The organism is Burkholderia sp. AU32262, assembly GCF_020419985.1.
Lineage (GTDB): Bacteria > Pseudomonadota > Gammaproteobacteria > Burkholderiales > Burkholderiaceae > Burkholderia > Burkholderia semiarida.
The window spans coordinates 56,011-70,632 of sequence record NZ_JAIZRS010000003.1 but is presented as its reverse complement, the minus strand read 5'-3'; the positions used below and the strand labels follow the sequence as shown (position 1 = coordinate 70,632).

The following is a 14,622-nucleotide window of genomic DNA, read 5'->3' as shown; positions in this document are numbered from 1 at the left end:
CGAGGGGAGGGTTGCCGCCGCCGCGTCGGCCGACGATCATGTCGATAGCCGGAAACCGGGCCGCCTGGGTCCGCCAACGCAGGCTCCCTCCACACGGAATAGCGGACATGAAACTGCTGCTCGTCGGTGCGACCGGACTCGTCGGGCGCCACGTCCTCGAAGCCGCGCTGGCCGATGCGCGAGTCGATCAGGTGATCGTCCTCGCGCGCCGGCCGTTGTCGCCGCATCCGAAGATGCGCGCGCTGGAAGTCGATTTCGACCATCTGCCCGACGCGGCCGACTGGTGGCGCGCGGATGCCGTGATCTGCACGCTCGGTACCACGATGCGGGCGGCCGGTTCGCACGCGGCCTTCCGGCGCGTCGATCACGACTATCCGCTCGCGGTCGCGCGGCTCGCGCACCGGCACGGCACGCCAACCTACGTGCTGAATTCCGCACTCGGCGCGGATGCTGCTTCGCGGATCTTCTACAACCGCGTGAAGGGCGAGGTCGAACAGGCGCTCGCCGGCGTCGGGTTCGATTCGCTCACGTACGTGCGACCGGGCCTGATCGGCGGCAGCCGCGACGAGTTTCGATTCGGCGAACGGCTGCTGGTGTTCGCGCTGAGCGCCGCCGCACCGGTGCTGCCGGTGAAGTGGCGCGTGAATCCCGCGTCGCGGATTGCGCGCGCCTTGCTCGACGCGGCGATCGACGCACGGCCGGGCGTGCGGGTCGTCGCATCCGACCGGCTCGTCTGACGCGGCCGGGGCGGTGCGCTCGGCAGGCCATTCGTCCGCGCTTGCCGTGCAGTGACGGCTGCGCCCGATCGACCGCCCCCGGCCAGCCGAACTTTCATTTTCCCGACATCCGGCTCGCGCCGAAACTGCGCGGGCGCGCCGCAATTGCCGGGACGATTTCGAAAATCCGTCGATACCGGGTAATCACCGATATCTCGTAAGTTGTATATACAAGATCATCCGCTGGCAATGTCGGCACCCATCGTGCCGCTTGCGCGCCAGCGTGCGGACCATGCGTGCGTGGTGCATGCCGGCGATCCACGGCGCCCCGCATTCGCGGAGCCGAAAGAGTGGCGCGCAGCTTCCTGTCCCGTTCAAACCATGTGTGGTCCTGAGTATCGTGGAGATCGACCCGTGTCAACGAATTCCAGTGGAAAAGCCGGCGGACTGATCGAGGTACGCTCGATCGACTTCATTCCCGACGCCGAGCGCCACGGCGGCCTGCTGAGCCAGTTCACGCTGTGGCTGTCGGCGAACATGCAGATCACCGCGATCGTCACGGGCGCGCTCGCGGTCGTGCTCGGCGGCGACGTGTTCTGGTCGCTGGTCGCGCTGCTGCTTGGCCAACTGGTCGGCGGCGCGGTGATGGCGCTGCACGGCGCGCAGGGCCCGCAGCTCGGCTTGCCGCAGATGATCTCGAGCCGCGTGCAGTTCGGCGTGTACGGCGCGATGATTCCGATCGTGCTCGTGTGCCTGATGTACATCGGTTTTTCCGCGAGCGGCTCGGTGCTGGCCGGGCAGGCCGTCGCGCAACTGCTGCACGTCGACGACGCGGCCGGCATCCTGCTGTTCGCGGCCGTGATCGTCGTGCTGACTGTGTTCGGCTATCGCGCGATTCACTTCGTCGGCCGGATCGCGAGCGTGGTCGGCATCGTCGCGTTCATCTACATGTTCGCGCAACTGTTCGCGAACCACGACGTCGGCGCGCTGCTCGCGAACAAGCATTTCTCGCTGGCGAGCTTCCTGCTCGCGATGTCGCTGTCCGCGTCGTGGCAGATCGCGTTCGGCCCGTACGTGGCCGACTATTCGCGCTACCTGCCGCGCGCGACGTCGTCGGTCGCGACGTTTCTCGCGGTCGGCCTCGGCTCGGTGATCGGCGCGCAGGCGGCGATGGTGTTCGGCGTGTTCGCGGCCGCGCTCGCCGGCAGCCAGTTCGCGCACCATGAAGTGTCGTACATCGTCGGCCTGGGCTCGACGGGCGCCGTGGCCGCGCTGCTGTATTTCAGCATCGCGTTCGGCAAGGTGACGGTGACGGCGCTCAACGCGTACGGCAGCTTCATGTCGATGGCGACGATCGTCAGCGGCTTTCGCGGCAAGGGCGCGGTGTCGTCGAAGAGCCGCCTCGTGTACATCCTCGGGATGATCTGCGTGTCGACGCTGATCGCGCTCGCGGGCCGTCATTCGTTCCTGAAGGAATTCACCGCGTTCATCCTGTTCCTGCTCGCGTTCTTCACGCCGTGGAGCGCGATCAACCTCGTCGATTACTACTGCTTCACGCGTTCGCGCTACGACGTGCCGGCGCTGTCCGATCCGGACGGCCGCTACGGCCGCTGGAACGGGATGGCGATCGCGATCTACGTGATCGGCATCCTGGTGCAACTGCCGTTCATGTCGACGCACATCTACACGGGGCCGCTCGTCGACGCGCTCGGCGGCACCGACATCTCGTGGATCCTCGGCCTCGTCGTGCCGGCCGTGCTGTATTACGTCGGCGCCCGCGTGTCGCGACGCAGCATTCCCGAGCGCCTGATCCTGCCGCTCGAACGCGGCGAAGTTCACCACTGACGACACGCGTCGCGCATCGGGCCGGCACGCCGCCGGCTCGAGCGCCGGGCCGGGCGCCGCCCACGCGCCGTCACTTCCCCAGCCGCTGCGCGAGCGAGTAGCGCTGCATGCAGCGCTCCATCGCGTCGAGAAACGCGTGCTCGGCCGCATTCATCTTGCGGTCGCGATGCCACAGCAGGAACACGTCGACGTCGACGAGCCCGTCGTCGGGCGGCAGCCGCCACAGCCGCTGCTGCGCGATGTCGTCGCGCACGATGTGCTCGGGCAGGCAGCCGATCCCGTAGCCCGCGAAGATCAGCCGACGCACTTCGTCGAGGCTCGGCGACGATGCGACGATACGCCCCGTGAAACCCTTCTGGTCACGGAACACCGTGAGCGGCGACAGGCTGTCGCCGATCTGGTCGCTCGTGAACGACACGAAATTCTCCGCGAGCAGATCGTCCATCCGCAACTGCGTCTGCCCGAACAGCCGGTGATGGCGGCCGCAGTAGATCGCATAGCGCTGGCGCAGGAAGCAGCGCATCTCCAGCTTGTCGTGCGGCGTGCGGCACAGGCCGAGCCCGGCCGTGGCCGTTTTCTGCAGCAGCGACGACAGGATGTCCGACGAGCGCATTACTTCGATCTGCAGATCGATACGCGGATACGCGCGATGGAAATCCGCGAGGAATTCGTCGTAGACGGGCGATTCGATGCGGCTCACCGTCAGCAGCCGGATCGAGCCGGTCAGGTCGGCCGTGCTGTCGTCGATTTCGGTTTCGAGGCGCGAGATGCCGCCGTAGATGTCGCTCGCGATCCGGTACACGGCTTCGCCGGCCGGCGTCGGCGCGAAGTGCGCGCCGCGCCGCTCGATCAGCCGGCGCTCGAGCGTCTCCTCGAGCCGCCGCAGCGCCTGGCTCACGGCCGGCTGCGTGACGTGCAGGCGGGCCGCCGCGCGGCTCACGCTGCGCTCCTGCATGATCACCAGATAGGTGCGCAGCAGGTTCCAGTCGAGGCGGTCGTTCAGGAACGGGGCGAGATCGGGGCGCATCGGGTCTCCGGACAGGGCGGCGGCTAGTCATTAGTTGAATTTATACGGCGAATAATAACTTGAAATTTGACTAATGATTTGCGGCCACCGATAAAGGAGGGGCGCCGCAGCGTGCGGCGCGAGGCCGCGACAGACGGCCGTCGTCACGATATTGCGTGCCGCCCCGCCGCGGCGCGCGTCAGGAGCCCGCATGAGCCAGTCCCTTCCTTCCGCCCGCCAGCCGGCACGCGCCGCGACGGCCGCGTTCATCGGCACGATGATCGAGTGGTACGACTTCTACATCTACGCGACCGCCGCCGCGCTCGTGTTCGGCGAACTCTATTTCCCGTCGCACGACCCGTTCGTCAGCACGATGGCATCGTTCGCGACGTTCGCGGTCGGCTTCTTCGCGCGCCCGCTCGGCGGCGTGATCTTCGGCCATCTCGGCGACCGCATCGGCCGCAAGAAGGCGCTGATGACGACGCTGATGATGATGGGCGTCGCAACCGTGTGCGTCGGGCTGCTGCCCGCCTATTCGAAGGTCGGCATCCTTGCACCGGTGCTGCTCGTCGCGCTGCGCGTCGTGCAGGGGATCGCGGTCGGCGGCGAGTGGGGCGGTGCTGTGCTGATGGCGGGCGAGCATGCGCCGCAGGGGCGCCGCACGTTTTTCGCGTCGTTCGCGCAGCTCGGCAGCCCGGCCGGGCTGATCCTCTCGCTGGTCGCGTTCCGCGCGGTCACGTCGATGGACAAGGCCGACTTCCTCGCGTGGGGCTGGCGCCTGCCGTTTCTCGCGAGCGCGGTGCTGCTCGTGGTCGGCATCCTGATCCGGCTCGGCGTGAACGAGTCGCCGGAATTCGCGCGGGTGAAGGAAGCCAATCGCACGGTGAAGCTGCCGGTCGCGGAAGTGTTCCGCTCCGCGTCGGGGCTCGTGCTGCTCTGCATCGGTGCGAACACGATCGGCATCGCGGGCGTCTATTTCACGAACACGTTCATGATCGCGTACACGACGCAGTATGTCGGCGTCTCGCGCTCGCTGATCCTCGACAGCCTGTTCGCGGTCGCGATCATCCAGTTCTTCGCGCAGCCGCTCGCCGCGTGGATCGCCGAGCGCATCGGCGGCGCGCGCTTCCTGAAGCTCGCGGCGCTGCTCGCGATGCTGTCGCCGTATCCGATGTTCATGCTCGTGCAGGGCGGCACGTCCGCGTCGCTGATCGCCGGCATCGCACTGGCCGTCGTCTGCATGGCCGGGTTCTATTCGGTGATCGCGGGCTTCGTCAGCGACGTATTTCCCGCGCACGTGCGCTATTCGGCGATCTCGCTCGCCTACCAGATTTGCGGCGCGATCGCGGGCGGCCTGACGCCGCTCGTCGGCACGTGGCTCGCGCATCGCTTCACGGGCCAGTGGTGGCCGCTCGCGGTGTTCTACACGTGTCTCGCCGGCGTTTCGCTGCTCTGCATCGTCGCGCTCGACGCGCGCCGTGCCGCGCAGCCGGCTGCCGCCGAAGCGCTCGGCTCGCATTGACCCTCAACGCACGAATCGATCCGGAATCCCTATGAACGACCTGCTGGAAATCGACGGCGCCCGCCTGTGGCGGAGCCTGGCCGACATGGCGCGCGTCGGCGCGACGCCGCGCGGCGGTGTACGGCGCCTCGCGCTCACCGATGACGACCGCCGCGGGCGCGACCTGTTCACACAATGGTGCCGCGACGCGGGGCTGACGGTGAGCGTCGATGCCGTCGGCAACCTGTTCGCGCGGCGCGAGGGCGCCGATGCGCACGCCGCGCCGGTGCTGATCGGCAGCCATCTCGACACGCAGCCCGAAGGCGGTCGCTTCGACGGCGTGTACGGCGTGCTCGCCGCGCTCGAACTCGTGCGCACGCTGAACGACGCGGACATCGCGACCGACAAGCCGCTCGAGATCGTGTCCTGGACCAACGAGGAAGGCGCGCGCTTCGCGCCGGCGATGCTCGGCTCGGCCGTGTTCACGGGCGCGTTGCCGCTCGACGATGCGCTCGCGAAGCAGGACGCCGACGGCGTCACGCTCGGCGCGGCGCTCGACGCGTGCGGCTACCGCGGCACGCGCGCCACGGGCGGGGCGGTCGATGCATATTTCGAGGCGCACATCGAACAGGGCCCCGTGCTCGAAGCGAACGGCACGACGATCGGCATCGTCACGGGCGGGCAGGCGATCCGCTGGCTCGACGTGACGGTGACGGGCGTGGCCGCGCACGCGGGCACGACGCCGATGCCGTATCGCAAGGATGCGTATTTCGCGAGCGCGCAAATCGCGCTCGAACTCGAGCGGATCGTCGCCGGTTACGCGCCGCGCGGGCTCGCGACGATCGGGCAGGTTGGCATCCGCCACGCGTCGCGCAACACGATTGCCGGCGACCTGACGTTCACGGTCGACCTGCGTCATCACGACGATGCGGAAGTCGATGCGATGGAGCGCGACCTGCGCGACGCCTGCGCTCGCGTGGCCGCCGCGCGAGGCGTGCAGGTGTCGGTCGAGACCTGCTGGCGCAGCCCGGCGACGCCGTTCGACCGCGAGTGTGTCGGGCTGGTCGCGCAGGCTGCTGCCGCGTTCGGCTACACGCACGAGCGGATCGTGAGCGGCGCCGGCCATGACGCAATCCTGCTCGCGCGCCGCTTCCCGACCGCGATGGTGTTCATCCCGTGCGTCGACGGGCTGTCGCACAACGAAGCCGAGGATGCATTGCCCGACGACGTGACGCGCGGCACGAACGTGCTGCTCCATGCGGTGCTGGCGCGCGCGGGAATCGCGGCGCGCGTCGACGCGGCGGCGGCCACGCACGATGCCTGAAACGGCGAATCGATGAGGATTCCGATGAAAACCTATTTCCATCCCGAACAATTGCTGCACCACCCGCGCAGCTACCTGTCGCGCGGCCGGATGCGCGAACCGCAGGAAGTGCCGGAACGTGCGGCGCGGCTCGTCGCGGCCGTCCGGTCGCTCGACTTCGACGTGCGCGAGCCGGCCGACCGCGGCACCGCACCGATCGCGGCCGTGCACGACATGAACTACCTGCGCTTTCTCGAGGACGCGCACCGCGACTGGAAGCAGATGCCCGACGACTGGGGCGACGAAGTGATGTCGAACGTGTTCGTGCGCGATCCGAATCCGTTGCGCGGCGTGCTCGCGAAAGCCGCGCGCTATCTGGCCGACGGTAGTTGCCCGGTGGGCGCGAACACATGGCGCGCGGCGTACTGGTCCGCGCAGGGCGCACTGGCGGCCGCGGCCGACGTCAACGACGGCGCGCGCGAAGCGTACGCGCTGTGCCGGCCGCCCGGCCATCATGCGCGCCGCGACGCGGCCGGCGGCTTCTGCTACCTGAACAATGCGGCGATCGCCGCGCAGGCGCTGCTGGGCCGCCATCGGCGCGTCGCGATCCTCGATACCGACATGCATCACGGGCAGGGCGTGCAGGAGATCTTCTACGGCCGCGACGATGTGCTGTACGTGTCGATCCACGGCGACCCGACCAACTTCTACCCGGTCGTCGCCGGTTACGAGGACGAGACGGGAACGGGGGCCGGCGACGGCTTCAACCTCAACCTGCCGATGCCGCACGGCGCACCGGAGTCGGCGTTCTTCGAGCGGCTCGACGACGCGCTGCGCGCGCTCGCGCGGTTCCAGCCCGATGCGCTCGTGCTCGCGCTCGGCTTCGACATCTACAAGGACGATCCGCAATCGCAGGTCGCGGTCACGACCGACGGGTTCGGGCGGCTCGGCGGCGCGATCGGCGCGCTCGGGTTGCCGACGGTGATCGTGCAGGAGGGCGGCTATCACCTCGAGAGTCTCGACGCGAACGCACGCGCGTTTTTCGGCGGGTTTGGCGCTCGGCGCTGACCGGGCCGTCGAACGGAGCGCACGCCGAAAATGAAAACGGCCGCATGGCGCGGCCGTGAGCATGCACGCGGAAGATTCCAGATGGCCCGGGCGTGCCCGCGCTTACGAATTCGCGGCGGCCGGCGAGCGGCGGCGCTGCGTGATCTGCAGCATGACGAGCACGAGGCCGGCGGCCGCGATCAGCGCGCCGACGAGCGGCACCGCCGCGTAGCCGAATCCGGCCGAGATCGCCGCGCCGCCCGCGGCGGCGCCCAGCGCATTGCCGAGATTGAACGCGCCGATGTTCACCGCCGATGCGAGGCCCGGCGCTTCATGGGCCGCGCGCATCACGCGCATCTGCAGCGGCGGCACGACCGCGAACGTCGCGATCCCCCAGACCAGCAGCGTGACGGCGGCGCCCGCATGCGTGGCCGCAAGCAGCGGGAACGCGGCCATCGTCGCGATCAGCAGCAACAGGAAGCCGATCAGCGTGCCGTCGAGCGAGCGGTCGGCGAGGCGCCCGCCCGCGATGTTGCCGATCGAGAAACCGACGCCGATCAGCACGAGCATCGCGGTCACGAAGCCGGGCGTCGCGCCCGTCAGGTGTTCGAGCGTCGGTGCGACGTACGTATAGAGCGTGAACATCGCGCCGGCGCCGAGCACGGTCGTCCCGAGCGCGCCGAGCACGACCGGGCGCGTGAGCACGGAAAGTTCGGCACGCAGGTCGGGCATCTTGCCGGCTTCACCTTTCGGCAGCGCGGCGAACAGGCCGGCGATCGCGATCAGGCCGAGGCCCGCGGTCGCGGCGAACGACATGCGCCAGCCGATGATCTGGCCGAGCCAGGTCGCGGCCGGCACGCCGCCGACGTTCGCGATCGTCAGGCCCATGAACATCGTCGCGACCGCGCTGGCCTGCTTTTCGCGCGGCACGAGGCTTGCCGCGACCACCGAGCCGAGCCCGAAGAACGCACCGTGGTTGAGGCTCGTCACGAGACGTGCGAGCAGCAGCGTCGTGTAGTCCGGCGCGACGGCCGACAGCAGGTTGCCGATCGTGAAGATCGACATCAGCGCGATCAGTGCGGAACGGCGCGACCAGCGCGCGAGCAGCAGCGTCATCAGCGGCGCGCCGACCATCACGCCGATCGCATACGCGCTGATCAGCATGCCGGCTTGCGGAATCGACACGTGCACGCCTTCGGCGATCACGGGCAGCAGGCCCATCGGCGAGAATTCGGTCGTGCCGATGCCGAACGCGCCGGCGGCGAGCGCCAGCAGCGGCAGCGCGGCGCTGCCGCCGGGGCGGGAAGGAGAGGAAGTCGTGGGGTTCACGCGGTGGACTCCTGTGATCGTGGGACAACGGCACGAAGCCATTGAGGACAGCCGAAGTGTGCCTGCATTACTTTTGCGGAAAAAGCCGCATTCGGACGAAATTATCTTGATTTGATGTCAACAATGCAGCGCGCGGGGAGGTGTGCGCGCCGTGGCCCTCGGATGGTGCTTCGACGGGACCGGCATCGCACAAGGGCTGGAAAGCGTCGAACTGCCAGCGTCGGCAGCAAAAAAGCCCCGACCACAGGGGGTCCATGGCCGGGGCGGAAACGCATCCTCTCTTTGGCACGAGGGTTGGATGCGCGCGCAGTATATTTCGGGCCATGACGATTCGAATCGGCGTTAAACGGCCGTTTTTGGTGTCAATTTGAGAATTGCGGTGTCGTTGCGTCGTCCGTCGGCGTTCTGAAAGATTTTTCGATGATGCGGCTGTGTCGTTCACCGGGCTACAGCATCAAAAACGACGTGATGACGGAAGTCGGATTCCGTCCCGTCGGCCCGTCGGCCGGCGCCGCAAGTCGTGTCGCCGGAGCGCGCGCCGCATCCGGCATGCGCTCAGGCCGATTCGCCGGCCGCGTCGCGGACCGCCGCGAGAAACCGCGCGACGACGGGCGACGGGGCCGCCGCCGCGCCGTCGAACACGAACTCGATGTCGAAGCGGCTCGCGAGTTCGTCGAGCGCGACGAGCCGGACCGTGCGCGGGCAGGTCGGCGACGCGCTTTCCGGCACGAACGCGCAACCCATGCCGGCCGCGACGAGGCCGATCAGCGTCGGGATGTCGCTGCCGACCTGCGCGATGCGCGGCGTGAAGCCGGCCTGCTGGCACTGCGTCATCAGGAAGCGGTGGTGCGCGGCGGAACGCTGCGCATCGAACCAGACGAACGGTTCGTTCGCGACGTCGGCCAGCGCGCGCGGTGCGATGAAGCGGCCGCCCGGCGGCGCGGGCATCGCGAGCACGAAGCGGTCGCTCAGCAGCCGCACGCCCGTCAGGTGAGGCGCTTCCTCGCGACGCCACGCCATGATCCCCGCGTCGAGCTGGCCGCGCGTCAGCGCGCTCGCCTGTTCGGCCGACAGCATCGGCGCGATCGACAGTTTCACATCCGGGCACGCATCGCGAAACGCCTTGAGGACGTTCGCGACGATCGGCAGCGGCAGGCAGTTCGGCAGCGCGCCGAGCCGCAGTTCGCCGAGCTGGCCGGCCGCGCTGCGCAACGCGCGCTCGCGGCTGTCCTGCAGCATCGCGAGCAGGCCGGTCGCATCGTGCAGGAAGCTCGTGCCGGCCGCCGTGAGCGTGACGCCCGTCGCGCGACGGACCAGCAGCGGCGTGCCGATCGCATCCTCGAGCTCGCGGATCTGCCGCGACAGCGCGGGCTGCACGATGCCTACCGCGCGGGCGCCGGCCATCACGCTGCCGGCCTGGGCGACGGCGACGAAGTAGCGCAGGTGACGCAGTTCGATCTGGCGCATGCGGTGTCCGGTCGGGTTCGTTGATATGCCGGGCAAGCATAACAAATGCCATTCGATGGTATTGGAAAGCATGGCGAGCCTGCCGTACGATGACCGTCATTGCCGCGCCCGCTTGCTCGCTCGCGAGCCGTGCGGGTTTCCTCCGTTCCCCCTTGCGTTCCGTCCCATGCCGCTTCATATCCCGACGCCTTACATCCGCTCGCAAATCGCGTCCCGCCGGCTCGGCAGGACCATCCGGCTGAAGCTCGACGCGTTGCAGCCGTCGGGCTCGTTCAAGCTGCGCGGCATCGGCGCCGTGTGCGAGGCGCGCCATGCGGCCGGGGCGCGGCGGTTCGTGTCGTCGTCGGGCGGCAACGCGGGCATCGCGGTCGCGTATTGCGGCCGCGAACTCGGCGTGCCGGTGCGCGTCGTCGTGCCGGAAAGCGCATCGGCCCGGGCGCGCGAACTGATCCGCGTCGAAGGCGCGGAACTCGTCGTGCACGGCGCGAGCTGGGCCGAGGCGAACGCGTTCGCGCAGTCGACGCTCGACGGGCACGATGCATTCGTGCATCCGTTCGACGACCGCGTGCTGTGGCAGGGCCACGCGACGATGATCGACGAGATGGCGGCGGTCGGCCCGAAGCCCGACGCGGTCGTGCTCGCGGTCGGCGGCGGCGGCCTGCTGTGCGGCGTGCTCGAAGGGCTGGCGCGCAACGGCTGGCACGACGTGCCGGTCGTCGCGGCCGAAACGGCGGGCGCCGACTGCTATGCACGCTCGGTCGCGCAGGGGCGCCCGGTCGAATTGCCGGCGATCGCGAGCATCGCGACGACGCTCGGCGCGAAGCGGCCGTGCGACGCGGCGGTCGAATGGGCGACGCGTCACGCGATCCATCCGGTCGTCGTGTCCGATGCCGACGCGGTGGCTGCGTCGCTGCGGTTTCTCGATGAGCACAGGATCGTCGTCGAGCCGGCGTGCGGCGCTGCGCTGGCCGTGCTCGAGCAGCCGGTGCCGGTGCTCGCGTCGGCGTCCGACATCGCGGTGATCGTCTGCGGCGGCGTGACCGCCACCGTCGAGGATCTGCAGACGCTGCGCGCGACGTTGCGGTAGGCGGGGCGCCGGCGAGCCGCGCAGTCGCGAGACGACGGATCGTTTTGCGATTTTCGCGGGGTGACTGCGAGCCTGGGGCATACGTGGCTCGCCGTGACGCGTCGACGTTGCCTTTCCGTCAACCCCGCACGGCCAAGTGCGGCCGGCGTACGGCCGGATAGCCAGAAACGACTTCAGGAACGGTGCGGAAGGCGGGCGTGCCGTCGCGCTGCGCCGCATGCGGCCGGGCGCGACGATACGGGAGTGCGATCAGTTCGCGGTGGGGGCGCTCGCGCCGGACGGCGCGGACGATGCGACGGGGTTGTCGGTAGCCGGTGAAGGCGATGCGCTCGACGGCGCCGATGCCGATGCGGGCGCGGGTGCTGCCGATGAAGACGCGGGAGCGGCCGATGACGGCGTCGCGGTGGCCGGCGCTGCCGCCGGAGCTGAAGCAGACGCGGGCGCGAGCGCAGACGCGGGCGCGGAAACCGGCGCGGCCGTCGAACCGGAGGTCGGCGAAGGTGCCGGCGCGGTTGCCGGGCCGGAACCCGGCTTCGGCGCCGAAGCCGGCGCGGCAGCCGAAGCGGGAGCAGGCGCCGATGCAGGCGCCGGGCCGGCAGCCGAAGCCGGCACCGGCCCGGACGCCGCCGCCGGCGCGGCAGCGCGTATCGCGGCGGGCGCCGCGACGGCCGAAGCCGCGGCCGGCACGGCATTCGCGCCCGACCCCGGCGCGACACCCGGCACCGAAAGCGGCACGGGCGCGGCGGGCGGCGTCGGCACGACCGGCGTCGTCATCTTCATCGGTTCGCCCTGCGGCGTCGGCGCGGGCTCGGGCAGCGGCGCGACGGGCTCCTTCTCGGCGGCCTTCACGGTCGCGCGGTCGCGGCGCGCTGGGTCGATCTTCAGGAAATGGTCGACGAGCGTGAAGAAGCGCTCATAGAACACGCCGGCGGGAATCGTCTCGCTCGCGGTCTTGACGAGCGCATCGTCGCTCGACCCGATCGGCAGCGACAGCGAGCCGAACACGCTCAAGCCGACGCTGGCCGACGTATTCGACTTCTTCAGCGTATAGCGGTCCTGCACCGCGTTCACGTATGCGATGCTCGACGAGCCGTCCGCGGTCGCGTCCGCGCACACGACGTGAAACTCGATCACGACGTGCATGTCGTTGCTCGGCTGGAAATTCTTGCTGCCGTCGACCGCGTCGTTGCGCGACGACGACACCACGTAGCCCTGGCTCAGCAGCGCGCGCCGCGCGGCCTCGCAGGCCGCGTCGGATTTCGAGTGGAACGTATGCGCATACGGGCTGGTGGTCGCGTCGAACTGTTCCTGCTGGTAGATCGGCTTGGGCGGCGACGAGCATGCCGCCAGCACGGTCGCGGCCGCGAGCGCGCACGAAACGGAAAACAGGCGAAATCGGTTGTGCATGGCGTCTTTCAGAAGGCTCGGCGAGAGGTGGCGCAAGGGCGGTGCCCGGATGGGCGCACGCGCACATCTCGTATGGCCGGGGCGACATTATAGTTTCGTTTGATGTCGCGGCTCGCTTCAGTCGGCCGGCGCGCCGCGCGCCGCGGCCAGCAATCGCGACGTCAGCGGATGATGTTCGCCGCGCCGCGAGCGGATCGCGTGGATCTCCTCGGTCACGTCGCCCGCGCGCCCGAGCCGCCTGAGCCCGCGCAGCAGCGACGCATCGTTCGCGCCGAGTTCGCTCAGCGGGAACACGCCGAGGCCGCGCGCCGCGAACACGGCCATCAGCGCGCTGTCCTCGAACTCCCCGGCCACGCGCGGCACGATCCGTTCGCTTTCCAGCCACTGGTCGAGGCGGGCGCGCAATGCCGAATGCGCGGTCGGCAGCAGCACGGGCAGCTCGGCCAGGCACTGCGGAAAGCGCTGCCGGGCGGCCGGCGTGACGAGCGCCGCGGGCCCGTACCAGTCGACCGGCGAGGCCACGAGCCGCTCGCTCGTCACGCGCAGGTTCGACCCCGACGGCGCGCCCTGGCCCGCCAGCACGAGATCCAGATGATGCAGCGCGAGTTCCGCGAGCAGCGCGTCGTGCTCGCCCTCGTGGCACAGCAGCCGCAGCGTGGGCGTGTCGAGCACCGGGGCCAGGATCGCGTGCGCGGCGAGCTTGGAGATGCCGTCCGCGAGGCCGACCGCGAGCCGCACGGTCGGCCGGCTGGCCGCCGCGCGCACGTCGTCGGGAATCAGCCGGCCCATCTCGAAGATGACTTCCGCGCGCGCGAAGGCGGCCTGCCCGGCGTCGGTCATCGCGACGCCGCGCCCGGCAGGGCGCAGCAACTGGTGCCCGAGCGATTTCTCCAGCTCGCGCACCTGCGCGCTGATCGTCTGCACGGCCATGTCCAGCCGGCCGGCCGCACGCGCGAAACCGCCTTCCTTCACGACGACCCAGAAATAGTACAGATGGCGAAAATTCAGCATCGGAGCGCGATATATCGAAAAAAACGAACCTGAAGTCAGATTCTCTCTGATTTTTCCGAAGTACGGAGCGGCATATCATCGGGTTTTCCACTTTCGTATCCGCCCATCCCATGGACTACCTGCTGACGCTTGCCACCGACCCCGCCGTCTGGGCCGCGCTCCTGACGCTCGTCGTGATGGAAGTCGTGCTCGGCATCGACAACCTGATCTTCATCTCGATCCTCAGCAACAAGCTGCCCGAAGCGCAGCGCGCGCGCACGCAGCGCCTCGGCATCGCGCTCGCGCTGGTGATGCGCCTCGCGCTGCTCGGCAGCGTCGCGTGGATCGCGAGCCTCACCGAACCCGTGTTCACACTGTTCGACCATGCGTTCTCGTGGCGCGACATGATCCTGCTGTCGGGCGGCCTGTTCCTCGTGTGGAAGGCGACCACCGAGATCCATCACCACGTGTCGCATGACGGCGACGGCGCGGGCGGGGTCGCCGGCGCGGCCGGCCTGACGATGTGGGCCGCGATCGGCCAGATCGTGATGCTCGATATCGTGTTCTCGATCGACAGCATCGTGACCGCGATCGGCATGACCGAGCACGTTCCGATCATGTTCGTCGCCGTGATCGTCGCCGTGACCGTGATGCTGTTCGCCGCGCAGCCGCTCGCACGCTTCATCGACCGCAACCCGACGATCGTGATGCTCGCGCTGTCGTTCCTGGTCGTGATCGGCATGACGCTGATCGCCGAAGGGTTCGGTTCGCACGTGCCGAAGGGTTACATCTATGCGGCGATGGCCTTCTCGGCGTTCGTCGAGGGCATGAACATGCTCGCGCGGCGCGCGAAGGCGAAGCGGGCCGCGCACCCGGCGCGCGACTGACGCGGCACGCGGGATGCCGGCCGCCGCGGCGGCCGGC

General features: G+C 69.3%; 12 protein-coding genes. 7 read left to right on the top strand and 5 right to left on the bottom strand.

Translation table 11 applies throughout. The features are described 5' to 3' along the window. Window positions 1-107: 107 nt before the first annotated feature. Together LGN10_RS03800 and LGN10_RS03795 are read left to right on the top strand one after the other, a co-directional pair. A complete protein-coding gene (locus LGN10_RS03800; RefSeq protein ID WP_226221840.1) occupies window positions 108-737 on the top strand; it encodes an NAD(P)H-binding protein in 630 nt (209 codons plus the stop codon). A gap of 393 nt (window positions 738-1,130) precedes the next feature. Further along, entirely contained in the window at window positions 1,131-2,561 is a 1,431-nt protein-coding gene (locus tag LGN10_RS03795) for a purine-cytosine permease family protein (protein WP_226221838.1), read from the top strand. Window positions 2,562-2,631: 70 nt separating this feature from the next. Here the strand turns inward: LGN10_RS03795 and LGN10_RS03790 are convergent, their stop codons facing one another. Further along, window positions 2,632-3,588 carry a LysR family transcriptional regulator gene (locus tag LGN10_RS03790; protein ID WP_059644144.1) on the bottom strand — a complete coding sequence of 319 codons (957 nt, stop codon included), beginning with the start codon at window positions 3,586-3,588 and terminating at the stop codon, window positions 2,632-2,634. 190 nt (window positions 3,589-3,778) lie between these two features. Between LGN10_RS03790 and LGN10_RS03785 the strand changes: the two genes are divergently transcribed. From LGN10_RS03785 to LGN10_RS03775, 3 genes are read left to right on the top strand one after another with little or no spacing between them, the layout of a single operon-like run. Further along, a complete protein-coding gene (locus LGN10_RS03785) occupies window positions 3,779-5,089 on the top strand; it encodes an MFS transporter (protein WP_059573908.1) in 1,311 nt (436 codons plus the stop codon). Between the two features lie 31 nt (window positions 5,090-5,120). Beyond that, window positions 5,121-6,392 carry a Zn-dependent hydrolase gene (locus LGN10_RS03780; RefSeq protein WP_226221836.1) on the top strand — a complete coding sequence of 424 codons (1,272 nt, stop codon included), beginning with the start codon at window positions 5,121-5,123 and terminating at the stop codon, window positions 6,390-6,392. 24 nt (window positions 6,393-6,416) lie between these two features. Next, on the top strand, window positions 6,417-7,439 hold the full coding sequence (locus LGN10_RS03775) for a histone deacetylase family protein (protein ID WP_059573906.1): 1,023 nt from the start codon (window positions 6,417-6,419) through the stop codon (window positions 7,437-7,439). A gap of 102 nt (window positions 7,440-7,541) precedes the next feature. On the opposite strand, the gene LGN10_RS03770 is transcribed toward LGN10_RS03775, so the two are convergent. Continuing rightward, entirely contained in the window at window positions 7,542-8,747 is a 1,206-nt protein-coding gene (locus LGN10_RS03770) for an MFS transporter (protein ID WP_155634600.1), read from the bottom strand. A gap of 555 nt (window positions 8,748-9,302) precedes the next feature. Then, window positions 9,303-10,214, bottom strand: coding sequence for a LysR family transcriptional regulator (locus LGN10_RS03765; protein WP_226221834.1), 912 nt, complete (start codon window positions 10,212-10,214; stop codon window positions 9,303-9,305). Between the two features lie 166 nt (window positions 10,215-10,380). On the opposite strand from LGN10_RS03765, the gene LGN10_RS03760 reads away from it, so the two are divergent. After that, complete coding sequence (locus tag LGN10_RS03760; RefSeq protein WP_059573903.1) at window positions 10,381-11,301, top strand: pyridoxal-phosphate dependent enzyme; 921 nt, start codon at window positions 10,381-10,383, stop codon at window positions 11,299-11,301. Window positions 11,302-11,550: 249 nt separating this feature from the next. Here the strand turns inward: LGN10_RS03760 and LGN10_RS03755 are convergent, their stop codons facing one another. Further along, window positions 11,551-12,708, bottom strand: a complete 1,158-nt coding sequence (locus LGN10_RS03755) for a DUF2242 domain-containing protein (RefSeq protein WP_226221827.1) — start codon at window positions 12,706-12,708, stop codon at window positions 11,551-11,553. A 117-nt stretch (window positions 12,709-12,825) separates the two neighbouring features. Beyond that, entirely contained in the window at window positions 12,826-13,719 is an 894-nt protein-coding gene (locus LGN10_RS03750) for a LysR family transcriptional regulator (protein ID WP_226221825.1), read from the bottom strand. Between the two features lie 110 nt (window positions 13,720-13,829). Here LGN10_RS03750 and LGN10_RS03745 point away from each other — a divergent pair, with 110 nt between their 5' ends. Beyond that, entirely contained in the window at window positions 13,830-14,585 is a 756-nt protein-coding gene (locus LGN10_RS03745) for a TerC family protein (protein WP_226221823.1), read from the top strand. Window positions 14,586-14,622: the final 37 nt, after the last annotated feature.